At 65.2% G+C, this 15,094-nt stretch carries 10 protein-coding genes; 5 read left to right on the top strand and 5 right to left on the bottom strand.

Annotation, left to right across the window (positions count from 1 at the left end; translation table 11 throughout):
• Nucleotides 1-335: 335 nt before the first annotated feature.
• Nucleotides 336-1,157, bottom strand: coding sequence for a hypothetical protein (locus D1604_RS07425; RefSeq protein ID WP_035305698.1), 822 nt, complete (start codon nucleotides 1,155-1,157; stop codon nucleotides 336-338).
• 248 nt (nucleotides 1,158-1,405) lie between these two features.
• Nucleotides 1,406-3,529 (bottom strand): ATP-binding protein, encoded by a 2,124-nt coding sequence (locus D1604_RS15900; protein WP_035305702.1) that lies wholly within the window; start codon nucleotides 3,527-3,529, stop codon nucleotides 1,406-1,408.
• 204 nt (nucleotides 3,530-3,733) lie between these two features.
• Between D1604_RS15900 and D1604_RS07415 the strand changes: the two genes are divergently transcribed.
• On the top strand, nucleotides 3,734-6,166 hold the full coding sequence (locus tag D1604_RS07415; protein WP_035305704.1) for an NACHT domain-containing protein: 2,433 nt from the start codon (nucleotides 3,734-3,736) through the stop codon (nucleotides 6,164-6,166).
• A gap of 182 nt (nucleotides 6,167-6,348) precedes the next feature.
• Here D1604_RS07415 and D1604_RS07410 read toward each other — a convergent pair whose 3' ends face one another.
• Nucleotides 6,349-7,116, bottom strand: a complete 768-nt coding sequence (locus D1604_RS07410; RefSeq protein ID WP_147399892.1) for a hypothetical protein — start codon at nucleotides 7,114-7,116, stop codon at nucleotides 6,349-6,351.
• A gap of 397 nt (nucleotides 7,117-7,513) precedes the next feature.
• Between D1604_RS07410 and D1604_RS07405 the strand changes: the two genes are divergently transcribed.
• Entirely contained in the window at nucleotides 7,514-8,116 is a 603-nt protein-coding gene (locus D1604_RS07405; protein ID WP_081836073.1) for a GntR family transcriptional regulator, read from the top strand.
• A 5-nt stretch (nucleotides 8,117-8,121) separates the two neighbouring features.
• Here D1604_RS07405 and D1604_RS07400 read toward each other — a convergent pair whose 3' ends face one another.
• A complete protein-coding gene (locus D1604_RS07400; protein ID WP_052004693.1) occupies nucleotides 8,122-8,772 on the bottom strand; it encodes a GntR family transcriptional regulator in 651 nt (216 codons plus the stop codon).
• Nucleotides 8,773-9,018: 246 nt separating this feature from the next.
• Between D1604_RS07400 and D1604_RS07395 the strand changes: the two genes are divergently transcribed.
• The 3 genes from D1604_RS07395 (at nucleotide 9,019) to D1604_RS07385 (ending at nucleotide 12,568) form a co-directional block, all read left to right on the top strand.
• Nucleotides 9,019-9,507: a helix-turn-helix domain-containing protein gene (locus tag D1604_RS07395; RefSeq protein ID WP_147399891.1), complete on the top strand. Its 489-nt coding sequence runs from the start codon at nucleotides 9,019-9,021 to the stop codon at nucleotides 9,505-9,507.
• A gap of 612 nt (nucleotides 9,508-10,119) precedes the next feature.
• Complete coding sequence (locus D1604_RS07390) at nucleotides 10,120-10,806, top strand: lasso peptide biosynthesis B2 protein (protein ID WP_052004694.1); 687 nt, start codon at nucleotides 10,120-10,122, stop codon at nucleotides 10,804-10,806.
• A 1-nt stretch (nucleotide 10,807) separates the two neighbouring features.
• Nucleotides 10,808-12,568, top strand: coding sequence for an asparagine synthase-related protein (locus D1604_RS07385; protein WP_035305708.1), 1,761 nt, complete (start codon nucleotides 10,808-10,810; stop codon nucleotides 12,566-12,568).
• On the opposite strand, the gene D1604_RS07380 is transcribed toward D1604_RS07385, so the two are convergent.
• Nucleotides 12,504-14,894, bottom strand: coding sequence for a S9 family peptidase (locus D1604_RS07380; protein WP_035305709.1), 2,391 nt, complete (start codon nucleotides 14,892-14,894; stop codon nucleotides 12,504-12,506). The genes D1604_RS07385 and D1604_RS07380 overlap by 65 nt on opposite strands.
• Between the last annotated feature and the right edge of the window lie 200 nt (nucleotides 14,895-15,094).

Raw genomic sequence — 15,094 nt, 5'->3', positions numbered from 1 at the left:
AGCGATCGCGGGGAAGATGTTGAGCGGAGCACGCTTGTTTCTAGCCCGCCGCTACGAACGATCTGATGGCGATTGCCATGGAGTTCCGCTCAGCAGCCTGCGCCAAAAGTCCGTTCTGCGAATTGGGCGCCCTAAGTCTGATCCGCACGATCCCATCCGCGCATGATGACCCCCTACTCGACGTCAAGATATGCTGATCGCGCATGCCGTCATCCTCCCGCCGAGCGCAGTCAGGAGGATGTGCCCCGGCTTCTTCGGCGCAGCGGTCAGATTCGCTCCGCCGAAAAGACATATATTCATTGGGCGTCACCCGTGGTTGTCTCGATCTGCGCCGGTTAGGGCGCCGCCTGTCGAGGCGCGACCAGCTTAGGGAAGTAGGGCGGCGGCTTGCAGGGCGCGCCGGCGATCAGCGGATGCACCTTGGCGAGTTTCACACCGAGGCATTGCGTTACGAAATCGCCCGCGTCATAGGCCCCTGGCGCGCCTTCAAATGACTGGTGGTGATAGACGGCGTTTCGCGCATCCCGGATGCGGTCGAGCCAAGTCACCGCGAGTTGCTTCGGAACCATTTGCCCCTTGAAGACGAACTTGGGCGCGAAGAGCGACCAGTGGTCCTCAATCAGGAAGACGAGGTGTCCGAAGTCGCAGGCTGTCAGGAGCTCGTTCCCGGTGCGAAAGCTGGTGACCGCGACCTTCTTGTCGATCAGGGACTGCAGGATTCGCCCCATTCGGTAGGGAATCTCGCGGTTGATGTCGACGTTGCCGATGCGCGTCACCGACCGGGGATCCCACGCGCTCGACATCAGCCCTTTGAGTACAGGGTTCCACCAACCTTGGATGCCGTAGTGGGTCTCCAGCTCGACGGCGAGGCTCGCGCGCAGGGCGGTCTCGACCGTGTGGAACATCGGGAACATCTGAGCGTGCTCAGCGACCTTGCGATTGTAGATTCGGTAGATCGCGTCGCGGATATCGCCCTCAGCCGGTTCTTCCGGCAGCTTCTTTTTCGCGGTCGCCGCGATCTCCTGGATGGCGCCGCTCAAAAGCTGCGAGCTGACGACCGACAGGTCCGTTCGGAGACGGTCGATTACGGCTTGGTCGGGTCGCTGCGGCAGGGCGTCGATGAGGGCGTTCAGGGATTCTGTGATAGACTTGGTCACGCGCCGACGCCCCCGCTCCAGCCCGGCGCATTGACGAACCGGGAAACAAACCTCATATTCACGGCACTCCAGCCACGTCGTTCCGTGGGTTCGTTACCAGCCGCAAGGCTGGCGTGGAATGAGTCTAAACAGACTTCCAAGGGCCGCCGCGAGGCGGCCCTTCTACTTTGGGCCTCGATCCGAGCGGTCAGGCCGTCGCCTTCCACCTCGTGCGTCGAGACCGGATCGGTCACGGCTCCACCAAGGGTTCAAGTCTTGAGCGAGAGCTGCAGCTTGTCCTGATAGACCCTGATGCGCTTTTTCGCCCTGGCGACGACGTCGTCGTAGAAGAGGATTTCGGAATAGGTCTCGCCCAGTTGTCGCCTGGCCACCGGGTCGCGGAGCTCACCTGAGGAAAACCAGCCCGTGCCGGTCGGAAACTGGGTCCAGGTCTCGCCGAGCCGCAGCGGGTTGAGCGTGTCGCCGATCAGATAGCAGTAGAAACGGTTGAGCTTGCCGCCGGACTTGGCCGCAAGGAGATGGGCGTACTCCCGCAGGTCGCCGGTGTGATCGTCCATCGACACGCCAGGCGCCTTGAACTCGACAATGATCGCCGACCCCTCCTTGCTGAAGAGCGCGATATCGGGGCGTTTCGCGGCATGGTCATTGGAACGCTCGACCAACAGCTTGGCGAACTCGCGATCGATATCGTCCTCGAAGACGGTCTCGTCCCCCTCCCAGACGATACTGGCCAGCGGAACATCCGACGCGATGTAGTCGTAGTACTGGTAATCCTCGCTCAGCAGCCAGATGTCGTGATCGGTGACGTCGGTGCTGTCCCGCCGCATCGGGAAGAAAATGCTGTGAATGATCCGTTCGTCCTTGCGGCGGACACCATCCGCCAACGACTGCATGGCGAGGTTCTTGCCGCAGGCCAGGGCGAGAATTTCCACGATGGCGGCGCGGCGAACGACGAGCTGGGACAGGTTCGCCATGTCGAAATTCTTGAGCGACGAGGTGTACTTCCAGGCCAGCTGGTTGATCTTCGCACGGAACTCCTCGGAATCCGGTTCGGCGCGGATGATCTCCTCCTTCAAGTCGAAGATTTCCGCCGTCTCCTCGATGACCCGCTCCTGGTACTTCTTGAGCACGCGCTCGACCACGGACTGCGCCGGCTCGCCATAGACGATGCGCGTCGAGGTGTCGGCCAACATGGCTTCGCTCACACCGAACTGGTCGGTGAGCTCCTTGATCACGACCTCCTTCGTCCAATCCGCCGGAACGACCATCTCCTCGATCACGGGATCGATGGCGGCATGGATGTCGGCGTAGGAGAGGGGGTCCGAGGCGAAGAGGTCCGTGGTCGGGATCTCGGCGGGAATGTCGTCGAAGCCGTCGCGCTGTTCGTTCACCCGTTGGTCGAGGAAGTCGCTCTCCACGAGGACGATGTGGTGAAAGCCGCCGACAGGGTTGTTCTGCTCGGTCTTCGTACGGAGGTAATAGCCTGTGATGTCCTGCACCGGAGAGGATTTGGCGCAGAAGGCGATCGCATTCCTGGGCAGGCCGAACTCGGCGGCGTCCAGCTGATAATGCGAGAGCCGGAAGGTCTGATGGACCCCGGTCCCCTCGCCCGTCGACGGATTCCGCTCCTCGACCTCTACCGACCGTGTCGCGGTCACTTTCGGAAGATCGGCCCGCTTCAGCACTTCTGTGTTGGCGTCGCCGTCGCCATGGCGGGTCACAAAGGCGATGCCGAAATCCCCCAGGCGTTCATCCAGCCCGACGAGACGCTGGAGGAAGGCCATGAGCATCTGACGCTTCAGCGCTGCAGCGGAGAAGAGCGTGCTGGGGGCCGCCCCCGCGAAGCGCGGCCGCGCCGTCTCCTTGAAGGCGCCGAGCGACAGCGCCGTGCCGATAACCGTCTCAGCGCCGGGCGTTTCCGAGAAGTCCTCGAAATCGATCTGCTTGGTCGGCTCGGCATAATCCATGCGACGATGGATCGCCTCCCCGCCCCGCCTGAACGTGCTCTCGATCGATAGCGAACCGAAGTAGTGGAAATACTGAATGCGCCCCGCGCCCTTACACTTGCCGATCCCGGCGATGTGCAGGTCGTCCTTGTATGACGTGTCCTTGGTGAGGAACGCCTTCAGCTGATCGTCACCGAGCCCGCAACCGTTGTCGCGACAGCGCACCGACATCACCTCGAGCTCGCCGAACAGATCGCTCGTCCTGAACACCACGTCCACACGGACATCGAGCGCCGGCGCCGAAGGCTCGGCATCCTTCCGGATCAGGTAGGAGTCGATGGCATTCGAGATCAGTTCCTCGAACACAACATAGGGGTTCGTACTGAGCTTCGTATTCTTGATGCTGCCCCGGATATCGAGCGTCATAGTCGTGTCGGCCCGTCTTCGAGGTGTCGCCCTTCCCTCTCCAGACCAGCGCCCAGAGGGCAAGTCAAGACGACTTTCTTCGCTCCACGAGACGTCCGCGACCGCACCTGGCGCAGGCGAACGACTCTGGAACACTCGCGCAATGCGGGTATCATCGCCCCTCGTTCAAGCCGCTGGAATCACTCCGGCGGATCGGGGGAAGTCTTGACGGCGTTCGAAATCCAGAATGAGAACCGGAACCCGGGCTCCGCTCTTCGGAACGAGGCGGCGAACTACCTCAGCGGTCTCTACGGAAACGGCCGCACCGAGATCCTGATCGCTGGAAAGAAGGTCGACGGCGTTTTCGAGCGAGACGACTTCGGAAGCCGCGAGACGATCATCCTTGAGGCGAAGGACTACGCGCGCCCCCTCCATCGGGACGACCTCAAAGCAATCTGGTCGGACTATGAGACGGTTCTGGATGAAGTGCGGCCGGCCAAGCTTCTGGTCATCTCCCGTCACGGTCTGGCTCCCGGCGCACAGGCCTATCTCGATACCCGCCCGCCGATGCGGCACCGCACGATCTGGGAGCTGGAAGACGAGGTGCTGGGCCTGCGACCTCACACCCAGGCGATGGCGGCCGCCTTTGAGGAGGGCGGGCTCAGCCGGTTCTACATCGAGGCCCGAGCCGCCGAGGTCGCGTATGATGCCGACATGGCCGAATCCGAAGGCGAGGTCGTCGGTCTGATCGACGAGGTCGTGGCATGGCTGGCTACGGAAGACCCCACGCCGCTGGCGATCCTCGGCGGTTACGGGGCCGGCAAATCGAGTTTCGCCAAACGCCTCGTGACGCAGCAGGCGGCGCAGGCTCTGACGGATCCCAGCGCTCGCCGTCCGATCCTGATCAAGCTCGGCGGGCTGTCCCGCTACAGCGATCTGGAGGGCTTCCTCGGCGCGATGCTGACGAGTCAGCACAATGTCCGGGGATACAACTTCACCCGCTTCCTGGACTTCAACAGCAAGGGCCGTTTCCTGATCGTCCTCGACGGCTTCGACGAGATGAAGCACGCGATGTCCTTCTCGGAGTTCCGCGCGCAGGTCGGTCAGTTCAATCAGCTCATCACACCGGGGGCGAAGGTGGTTCTGCTGGGCCGCCCCTCCGCATTCACCACCGACGCCGAACACCACTATGTACTGAAAGGGCGCATCCCTGCGCAGGATCGCTGGCGCAAGCTGCCGGGCTGGCCCGAGTTCAGGGAGTACCGCCTCGCCGATTTCAGCGACGCGGAGCGCGATCTCTTCATCGCCGGCTTTCTGGCCTATCAGGCCGGAACCTCGGGCGATGGGGGTGCGGATGCGGAGTGGGTCGACAAGCGTCGCCAGGAGGTGTCCGAACTCGCGGCGGCGGACCCTGCGGTTTTCGGACGCCCCGTCCATCTGAAAATCCTCGCCGAAATGGCGGCGGACCGCGAACAGGATCTGACCCGACTGCGCCGAAGCCCGTCGCGCTGGTCGCTTTATGATGAGTTCTTTCAGTCGCTGGCGCGCCGTGAGGCCGAGAAGCCCGCCCGCACCCCCATCGGCGAGAAAGATCGACTTCGTTTCCTGGCCGAACTCGCCTTTTGGCTTTGGAGAGATCGGGCCGCAGCAACGAGCTTCGTCGCGGAGGTCATTCCATCGGACCTTCTCGCGGACTTGCCGGATGGAGACGCGCACGAGGTCGAACACAAGCGTCGGGAGTATCTCGCCGGGGCCTTCCTGGAGCGGAAAGCCGGCGACATCTATTATTTCCCGCACCGGTCGTTCGCCGAATTCCTCGTGGCCTCCCGGATGTTGAGCTGCCCGCCGCAGGCAGGCGACCATGTCCTCTACGGGACCCTCGCGCAGGAGGGCGTTCTGGAGTTTCTCCAGACCCCCGAAAACCAGCCCCGCCTCCGCGCCTGGGCGGAAACCTTCGTCTCGGCGCAGGGCTCGCTCCGGCCGAGTTACATCCGCCTTTTGATCGATGCTTTCGGCGGACCAAACCCGCTCATCCAGCACATTCCTTCAACCTACTGGACATTGCCGATCCGACTGATCGGCGGATCGTTGAAGATCGATCCGTCGAACCTGGCGCCTCTGCGGACCGCGATGATGCAGGCTCGCGTTCCCGAGCTGGCGCTCGCACTGCAGTTGCTCGAGCCTCACGGCGTTCTCGCCTCTGAAGACACTGTCCGTCAGGCGCTGGAGCCGATGATCGCCGGCGTCCTGATCGAACGAACCCTGGGACACGTCCGAGAGCTGCCGCAGAATGATCGGCTCTCGGTCGATGGCGAAGAGGGCGAGCGCATGCGTGCGCTTGCGACCGCGGGGGTAAAGGAAATCGCGGCCGGCCGCACAGGGCGCGTGGTGTCCATGAACTGGCTTGGACTGCTTGAAGGGGCCTGGGCGGCGAGCCAGGCGCACGGCGTCGTCCTCAAGACCCACGCCCCTCAACAAGCCTCGGGTTACCCACCCCTCGAACTGCCTCTCGATGTCGTGCTCTCGACGATCCCGGTGGCATCCCGCCCACGGATTCAAGGGTTTCTGCATAAGCTTTCCGACCTGCGGCACATCATCGTTGTCGCGCGCCGTAACCCGCGCACGATCGCAGCGGATCGGCCAATCCGGAGGCCCTGAATTCCGCTCGCGCGAAGCCCTTCCCGGCGTCGTGCGGCGCGGTTGTGCAGGCGACGCGCGATCATCGGAGAATGGCCGACCGAGGCCGTGGGTGCGTGGTGAGGTGACGTGGGCGCCGAACGTTTGCACCTGATCGACGGACCGGGACCGCCGACAGGAGCGGCGCGCCGCCCAGCCGTCACTCAAAAGGGCGAGAGCGCCAGGTCGACCCTCTCGATCAGGGCCCGAAAGAGTTCAGCCGTTTCGGTCACATAGGCTTTGGTGAAGACCGTCAGCTTCTCGTTGTTCTTGTCGCGGCCGTTTCGATGGACGCAGTCGTGACGATGCTGAATCGCGACAAACAGCTTCTCCCTCTGTGTTTGCTCCTTGAGGAGTTCGACCTCCAGAGCGATCCGGTACAGCGTGTCGACCTTCGCGAGGTTGTGGTAGCGGATGTCGGCCAGATAGGCCCCGACCCTGTCTCGGATCAGGCCGGGATTTTCCTGGATCTCCGCCAGGGTGAACCTTTCCTTCGCCAGTTCCTTGTCGCCGGCGAGAAGCCGCCCCAGACGCTTCTCGTCGCCCAGCACTTCCTTGAGAAGCGTGTCGCCGAGGAAGGCTTCGAGAGCCGCAACGTGCTGAGAGAAGACCATCCGATTGATCAGGGCGCCGCCGTCGTCCGAGCCGTGGGCATCGAGATAGGCCTGCGCCTGCTCGAACGACTCCGCCCAGATTGAGAGCGGGTTTTCCGGGAGAGCGTAGTCGGACCAATCCTCCTCGGGAGAGTAGAAGGCGACATCCGCCGAAACCGCCGTCTCAGGATGGGCGTTGAGCCTGACCTCGCAACTGCCTGCGCTGTTCACGACATAGGCCTCAAAGACGGTTTCGCAGTGGGGGCATTCGACCTCGGTTTCGCCCTCGGAGTTCAGGTCCGACATGCTTTCGGCTGCGCTCCAGTCCGGCTCGGGCACCTCCGCGCTCGTGACCGCCAGGGCGTGGCAATCCGGGCATGTGAACTGGATCTGCGTCTCGAAACGTTGGGTCATGCGGGCGCGGTCCTCTTGAATGGGCGGGGGTCGGCATTGGGCCGACCGCGCGAACGCCAGATATCGCGGAACAGGACCGACTTCGCCCCCCAGTTGCTGTCTCTGGACAGACTATCACACGACCGGAGTAGAACGACGCCCTCCGAAGCTCCCAATACGCAAGAAGTTCGGTGATCGTCCGCAAAAAAGTTGCGGGTCACACGCAATCTATTGGCGGTCAAAATATAACCTTGCATTGCATCAAATATATCTGCACTAACTTGTGTAATCGGATCGGCCTCCCCCCGTTTCCCGGTCCGCCCATTGTTCAGTCGAGGGCGTCATGCAGACTTCCGAACCACGAGACCCCTATGGAGCGGCTCTGGGTGCTCTAAAGCGGTTCGCCGAGGCGGGCCGGTTTGTTCCGGGCGAGCCGATCGTGGTGACGGAGCTGGCGGCGGAGGTGGGATTGAGCGCCACGCCGGTCCGGGAAGCCCTGGCCTGTCTCGCGGGACAAGGGCTCATCGAGCGCAGACGCGGACGCGGCTACTTCTACCCGTCGCTGAGCCCGGCGGAGATCATCGACCTGTTCGAACTCCAGCTCGCCTATCTCCACGCCGCGCTGACCCTCTACCCCCGCGGGCTCACACCTTTGCGCAAGGCGGCCGTTGCGGTCGATCCGCTCGACGGCGTTCAGGCCCTTTTCGACGCGATCATCAACCAGTCGACCAACGCCGCGCTTGTGCTGGCCCATCAACGTGTCGTCGACCGGCTCAAGGCCGTTCTCAAGGCCGAGCGCATCCATGAAGAAACTGACGGCGCGACCGTAAGGACCATGGTGGAGGTGATCGTCGACGGGCGGATCCCGGCGCTCCTGGGTCTGCTGGAATCCTATCACGAGCGCCGCTGCTCACGCACAACGATCCTGGTGATCGAGGCCGCCTGATCCCCTCACTCCGTCCCACTTCGCGCCACCTCTTCCCGAGGCCCGACGCCGGCGAAGACCAGAGCGGCCAGTGCGCCAGCCGCCCCGATGCGCCGGTCATGGTAGCGCCCGACGGTCGCAGCGAACGCGGGCGCGGCCTCCTCATTGTAGGCGGTATAGAGCCCTATCGCCTCGTCACAGAGATCGTCAAACAGGGTCGCCTCATGGCGGCGCACCAGATCGAGCTGTCCGCTCACCTTCTGAAATCCGTCCCACAAGGCCTGATTGCCGGCGCTGCAGACGATGGTCGCGAACAGCCGGTTCACGGCCGCTATGGGACGACCGTGTTCGTAAGCGGGCGCCGGCGGACGCACGGCTCCGAGGGCGCGCAGGTTCACCTCGACGGCGATGCGGACGTAGTGGCCATGCATCGCCCAACGGTCACGGGCTGCGGTGGCGTCCAGCCGCAGGGTGACATAACCGCCGGTCGACGCACGCTCGACCAGTCCTTCTCCGCTCAGCCGAGCAAGAGCCTCTCGGATCGGCGTGGTCGACAGGCGCAGCCGCCGGGCCTCGTCCTGAACAATGACCGGCGACCCGCCGGCCAGGGCTCCCGAATGAATACGCTCACGCAAAGACGACAGCGCCTGGGTGAACGGGTCGCGATTACGCGCCATGTTCAGATTCCGATCTGCTCGGACCCCGGTCCGCCCCCTGATCGTCCACCCAAGCATCGTTCCCCAGACCGGCGAGTTCGTCTGCGAAAATCTTCTTCGGACAGGCCGCCATGCTCTGGCGCGCGCCCCGCCGATTTCTTGCGGGTTCTTCGTCTCGCTCCGGAACCATTCAAAAAAGTCGCACACGCCTGCATTGATTCGACACACCCAACACAGCACCTTCAGTGGTGAAAGGTCGAATCGCCTATGCTTTCCGATCCACCAGAAAAGTTGAGTGATGCACGGCTGATCGGTCTGGCGGCGCGGACGGTGCGGCGTGCCCGAAACATGACCGCCCAGCAGGTGGCGACCGCCATGAACCTGCCGCTTCGCACCTACGAATACTTTGAAGCCGGCGCTGGCCGGGTGAACCTCGACTACGTTCACCGGTTCGCCGTCGCGACGAACTGCGACCCGTGGTCGCTCTTGCTCGGCCCTTCGCTCGGCTCGATCGAGTTCGCGCGTCAGACGGCTGACAGCAAGCTCATGCTGATCTTCCTCATCGCCCTGGGCGAGTTCGTCCGGAAGATGGGAGACCGGCTTTTGACGCTCGATCCCCGCGCCCTGATCGAGGCCTTCACCGAGACCTTCCGCAAGCTGGAGGAAGAGAACCGGGCCAAGAGCGAGGAAACCGAGTCCTGGCTCGACGCGGGCCGCGACCGTCTGGCGGGCAAACCGCCGGAAGATGAGGTCTGAGCCGCAGCAGTTGAAATACACGACAGATATAGATTGCCGCTGGGGTCACCGCGGGCGCTCCATGACCTGCCGCAATCCGCGGCGACTTGCGAATGGAGGCTACCATGACCAGCACCGTTCAGATCCGACTGATCGGCTTCGGACCCGTCACCGCCCTCACCCGGGGCGCCATCGTCGGGCCGCCGCTGGAGATCGAAGAGACGCCGTTCGACGGCGTGGCCTGATCGCCCGGGACGAGCGTCGTTCGCGGCGCTCGTCTTGCCCCACATTGAGGATGACCGGTCGCCCGACAGCCGTCGCGGCGACGTTTGTGCATTCGCTCCTGTCCGATCGACAAGGCTCAAATACACGACAGATATAGATTGCGACCGCCGGCTTCGGAGCGGCTCCATAGGCTGCCGCAATCCTGCGGCCTCACAACCTGGAGGCTCTCATGACTGGCATCGCTCAGATCCGACTGATCGACCTCGGTCCCGTCACTGTTCTGACGAGGGGCGCGGTGATCGGCCCGCCCCTCGAACACGAGGAAATGCCGTACGACGGCGGGGCCTGACGGCCTCGGGGACGAACGCCTTTTGCGGCGCTCGTCCCCAGCCGCCGCGCGCGTGCCTCATGGAGAACCAGACCTTCGATTCCCCCACGCCCTTCGTCGCCGAGCCGGGGAGCGCTCTCGCCCACCTTTGGGAGCATCTGCATTTTGCTGTCGTCGATGAAGACGTCATTGTGCTCGATGAACGGACGGACGCTTACAGCTGCCTGCCCGGCGCCGGAACGGTGATACAAGTCCGTGGCGACCTTATCGTCGCCCCCGAACCCGTGCTGGAGCAACTTCGGGACGGCGGGTTTCTCGGCCCCTCGGGTGAGACCCGGGCCGTCGCGCCGCCGGCGCCGACCCGAGCCCTTCCCCTGCCGCCGTCGCCTGCGATCGATGTGGTTGCGACCACGCGGTTCTGGTGGTCCTGGTGGCGCGAGGGACGGAATTTCGAATCCCGATCCCTCGCGAGTCTGCTCGCCACGCACCGCCGGCGCTCCCCCTCCTCGAGCCTGTCCGAAGAGGAGGTCGCCCGTCTGACGGCGGCCTTCGTGCGCCTCCTGCCTTGGGCGCCGGGACAGGGCGCCTGCCTCTACCGGGCGCACCTGCTGAGGACCTTGATCCGGGACGCAGGCGGAGACGTGCGATGGGTGTTCGGGGTTCGCACCTGGCCATTTTCCGCCCACTGCTGGCTGCAGGTCGGCGACGCGGTGCTCGACGACGAGCCGGACCGGGTCGCCGTCTACACCCCGATCATGGTCGTCTGAGGTGGGGCATTTTCTGCATCTCGCCTGGTCCGACACCAGCAACCTTGCTCTCGCCGAAGGCCTTGTGGCTGAAGCCCAGGCCCGAGGGTTTGTCCCGGTCCAGGTCATGGAGCAGGCGTGGCTCGGCACGAAGGGGCCGAGGCCCCTGGCGGTCCACCATCCCGCCGGCGAGCATCTGCTCGTCCTCGGCGACCTGTTCGATGCCCTCGACGGGGATCGAACCCCTATCCCGACGCACGGCGACGACGCCGACCGCGCACGCGCCCTGATCCGGCGGTACTGGGGGCGGTACATCGGGATGTTCAGGACGCCGCGAGGCCAGGTCCGCCAGATCCTGCGGGACCCTTCCGGCGCCCATGAATGCGCGGCCTGGCGGTACGAAGGTGTCCAGGTCGTCACCTCCGAACTCTCCGACTGGCTGCTGGAAAGCGCCGCGCCGCCGGTCCAGATCGACTGGGACGTGGTGGGCGGTCTGCTGCGCGACCCCATCAATGCGACCGCGGCCAGTCCGTTGATCGGGATCAGGGTCGCCGAGGCCGGCGACCTGACCGATCTCAACGCCCGGCGAACGACTCCGCTGTGGCGTCCGGTAGACTTCACCGCCTCGGTCACCTCCGATCCCCGCGAAGCCGCAGCCTGGCTGAGAGGCCGGATCGACGGCTGCCTCGCCGCCTTCGCCAAGGTCATCGAACGGCCGGGCGTCGAAGTGTCCGGCGGGCTCGATTCTGCGATTGTCGCCGGCGGCTTTCAGGCTGGGGGAGCGACCCCGCACCTCTGGTTCAACATGTTCGGCCCGTTCGCCGAAGGCGACGAGCGTCGGTTCGTTCGAACCCTCGGAGATCGCCTCGGCTTCGAACCGCACTGCGTTCAACGCGCGATCAGGCCGATGACGACGGAAGGGTTCGAGGTCACCGCTCGAGGTCCCAGACCCGGAGTGAATGGAAGAGATTACTCGTTCGACACGGCCGTCGCGGAAGCCTGCCGGGAGGCCGGCGTCGACGCCCTCCTGACCGGGAAGGGTGGCGACGGGGTCTTCTTCCAGATGGGGGTTCCGGACATCTTCACCGACGTCCTTCGCGAGCGGGGTCTCGGCGCTGTGTTCAGCCCCGCACTACCGCAACTGGCGCGGTGGACACGCCGATCGACCTGGTCCCTTCTGCGCACCGCCCTGAGCACACCGCGACGCGCTCCGCTCGACCGGTCGGCACGCAGACTGTCCATCTTCAATCCGGAGAGCGTTTCGCACGATGCAGAAAGGGATCTGCATCCGTGGCTACGCGGGCTGGAAACGGTCCCGCCGGCCAAACGTCTCCAGATCGAATCCGTGGCGGCGGGCCTGGCCTATCAGAGCCAGTGCCGCCGAACGGAGGCTGCCGACCTGATCCATCCGCTTCTGGCTCAGCCCGTTGTCGAACTGGCGCTCGGACTGTCCGTTCCCCTCCTCACCGACGACGGTCGGGCCGATCGAAGGCTGGCGCGCGCGGCCTTCGCCGACAGACTGCCGCCCGAAATCCTGCACAGGCGATCCAAGGGTGAGATGACCGCCTACTTCGGGCGCCAGGCGGCCGCGAGCATTCCGTTCCTGAGAGACCACCTGCTCGGGGGTCGCCTCGCTGCGCGCGGACTTATCGACCGGGGTCGTACGGAAGCCCTCCTCGACCCTGACCGTCTGCTCTGGAAAGGCAGCGTCCCGGACTTCACGATGGCGGCAGTGATGGAGAGCTGGGTCCGGCGCTGGGAGGCGATCGGGGCTGGGGTCTGAGTACCGGCGGGACCTCGCCCGAGCTGAGGGTGCGGTCGAGGAAGGCCACGATCTCCGTGTAAAGATCCCGGATATTGTCCGGGCTCCAGAGGTGATGGCCCTCGCCCCAGTAGGTGAGAAGCCGTGCATCCTTGTTCTGTCGCCAGAGCGCCGAGAACATGATCTCGGACTGGGTGCTCGGCAGAAGATCGCGGTCACCGTGGACGAGAAGAACCGGTGCCGAGATCCGGTCCGCGCCGAACAGGGGACTGTTCCGGACATAGAGGTCAGGCGCGGTCCAGGGCGGCGCGCGCATTCGCCCCTGGCTTTCCTCGGCCCATCCGATGCGCTGGCGCAAGGAGAGTCCGAACTCCGGATTGTCCCGGTTGGCGGGAGAAAACTCGCCCCAGGCGGTCGCAAGATCTGACAGGCCCGCAACGGAGATGATGGCCTTGAACCGGTCCGTCTGCGTGGCGGCGACCAACCCAGCATAGCCGCCGAAACTGTGTCCCCAGTGCGCGACGCGGTCCGGATCCAGATCCGGGTACTGCGCGAGGGCGGCGTCGACCACCGCCAGGACATCCTCAGCGTAGTCCTCCGCGGGCTCCTTCTCCCGGTCGAGAGGCACGATCGGGATCAGCACTGCATATCCGCCGGAGACGACAAGCTGGGGGTTGGCCCAGGCGTTGAGCGCGGCGGGTTCCGACGGCGCGGCCGCAGGGCCGCCTGGGTAGGAGAGAACGACCAGAGGCGTCTTCTCCCCCCGCCACTGCCGGGGGCGATAGAGCCAACTGAACCGCTCTACGCCGTCCGCCCCCCGATGGCGGACCCGTTCGGGCTCGGGGAAGTCGATCTCTCCCATCCATGCGTTGATCATCGACAGTGTCCGGTCGGGGCGACCCGGCTGCTGAAGGCGCAAGGTCTGGACCCCGTTTTCCACGGTGCGGACGATGACGCCGTCGGCGCCGGCGTAGACGCCGGAGACGAAGGCGTCGCCCGTCGCCATCACGTCAGGATCGAGGTCCGGGCGGGCGATCGCACCATCGGACAGGCGCACCGCCATCCAGCCCCGCCGGGGTGGAGAGTTCCGCTGGCGTCGCTGCGACTCCAGATAGCCTGCGCCGTCGAAGCCGGTCACGACGCCGGTCGGAGCGACCATCGGCGCGGCTTCGCCAGAGACGGTCACGGCCCAAGGGCGGCCTCCGGCGACCAGCAATAGCCGCTCCCCGTCGATGGCCCCGATGTCGACGGACGGCGGACTGAGCGCCGCCGTCAGGTTGACGGCGCCCTGGCGTCCGAGCCGGTGCCAGTCGTTGCGCTCGCCCGTCGCGGTGTGGGCGAAGAGGACAGGCCAGTCTCCCAGCCAGTCCGCATAGACGCTGTTGAATGTGGCCACCCCGCCGCCGGTGTAGGGCCTGAGACCGCCGAGATCGTAGCGCTGCACGGCGTCACCGTCCGGGTCGACGCCGAGAAGGTCGCCGGCCTCCCATCCTTCGGCGCCGCGCGCCCACACCAGCAGACGATCCGAGGCCGGCGACCAGGCCAGCAGGCTCGGGGCGATATCGGCGTCGCCCAGCGGCGAGGTCACGGCGCCCGTCCGCAGGTCGGCAATGCGAAGCCTTCGCTCCCGATCAATGGCCTGCGGCTCGAACGCTGTTGTCGGGTCGAAGGTCGCCGCCGTGGCGGTCTCGACCAGCGCCAGGCGATCTCCGTCCGGGGAGAGTTCGAGGTCGTAGAACCAGCCTGCGGCGAGCGGGGTGGCGATGCCTGAACGAACGTCGAGTCTGACCGCCTGGTTCTGCGGAGGCTGGGGCATGTCGCCGGCGAAGGCGCCGCTGCCGAGGGAGGTCCGCTGCGCCGGTCCACCGGCGTCCGTCGCACGCCAGCGCGCCTCGAGCGCTCGCCTGCCTCGCGCACCGCTGGCCAACCATTGCGGCAACGATCCATCGGGTCTCACCAGCAGCAGGAGCTCGTCGTCCGAACGCCATTGCGCCGCCTCCCCGAAGACAGAGAGCTCCGGCGACAGGGAAAACCAGTGGACCGTCCGATCCGACATTTCCACGACCCCGGCCTGCCACCGGTGATCTCTGAGACGGAAGATCAGGAGTCTGCGCCCGGACGGCGACCAGGGCCCCAGGACGTGGCCGTCTCTCTCCTCCGGCCGAAGGAGGCTCTCAGCAGGCCGGCCCGAGGCCAGATCCACCACTTTCAGACGGCTCACGGTCCATGGGTTGCGGAGACCGAACTCGAACGACGTCGCCTGGTCGTAGGGCGCGCGTTGTTCAAACACCGCCCACCGCCCCGTCGGATCGATGGTGGCGTTGCCGAAGGACTCCGCCGCGAGCATGTCATCCGTGCGATAGGGACGACCCGGTGTTGCGGGCGAGGGAGATCCGGTGGCGACCTCAACTCCCGCCGGAGCGTTCTGTGGGATCTGCGCGGCAGCACCCCATCCCGCGCCCGACAGTAGGATGAAGGCCGAGGCGGCGACAAATGCGCGCGAACGCGCGCGGCGTCCTGCGGACGCCGTCTGGCGTACGCTCGAAG

Origin of the sequence: Brevundimonas sp. LPMIX5, from assembly GCF_003576505.1 — a bacterium.
Taxonomy (GTDB): Bacteria; Pseudomonadota; Alphaproteobacteria; order Caulobacterales; family Caulobacteraceae; genus Brevundimonas; species Brevundimonas naejangsanensis.
Note: the sequence above shows the minus strand (reverse complement) of the source record. Positions and strands in the feature narration are given on the sequence as shown.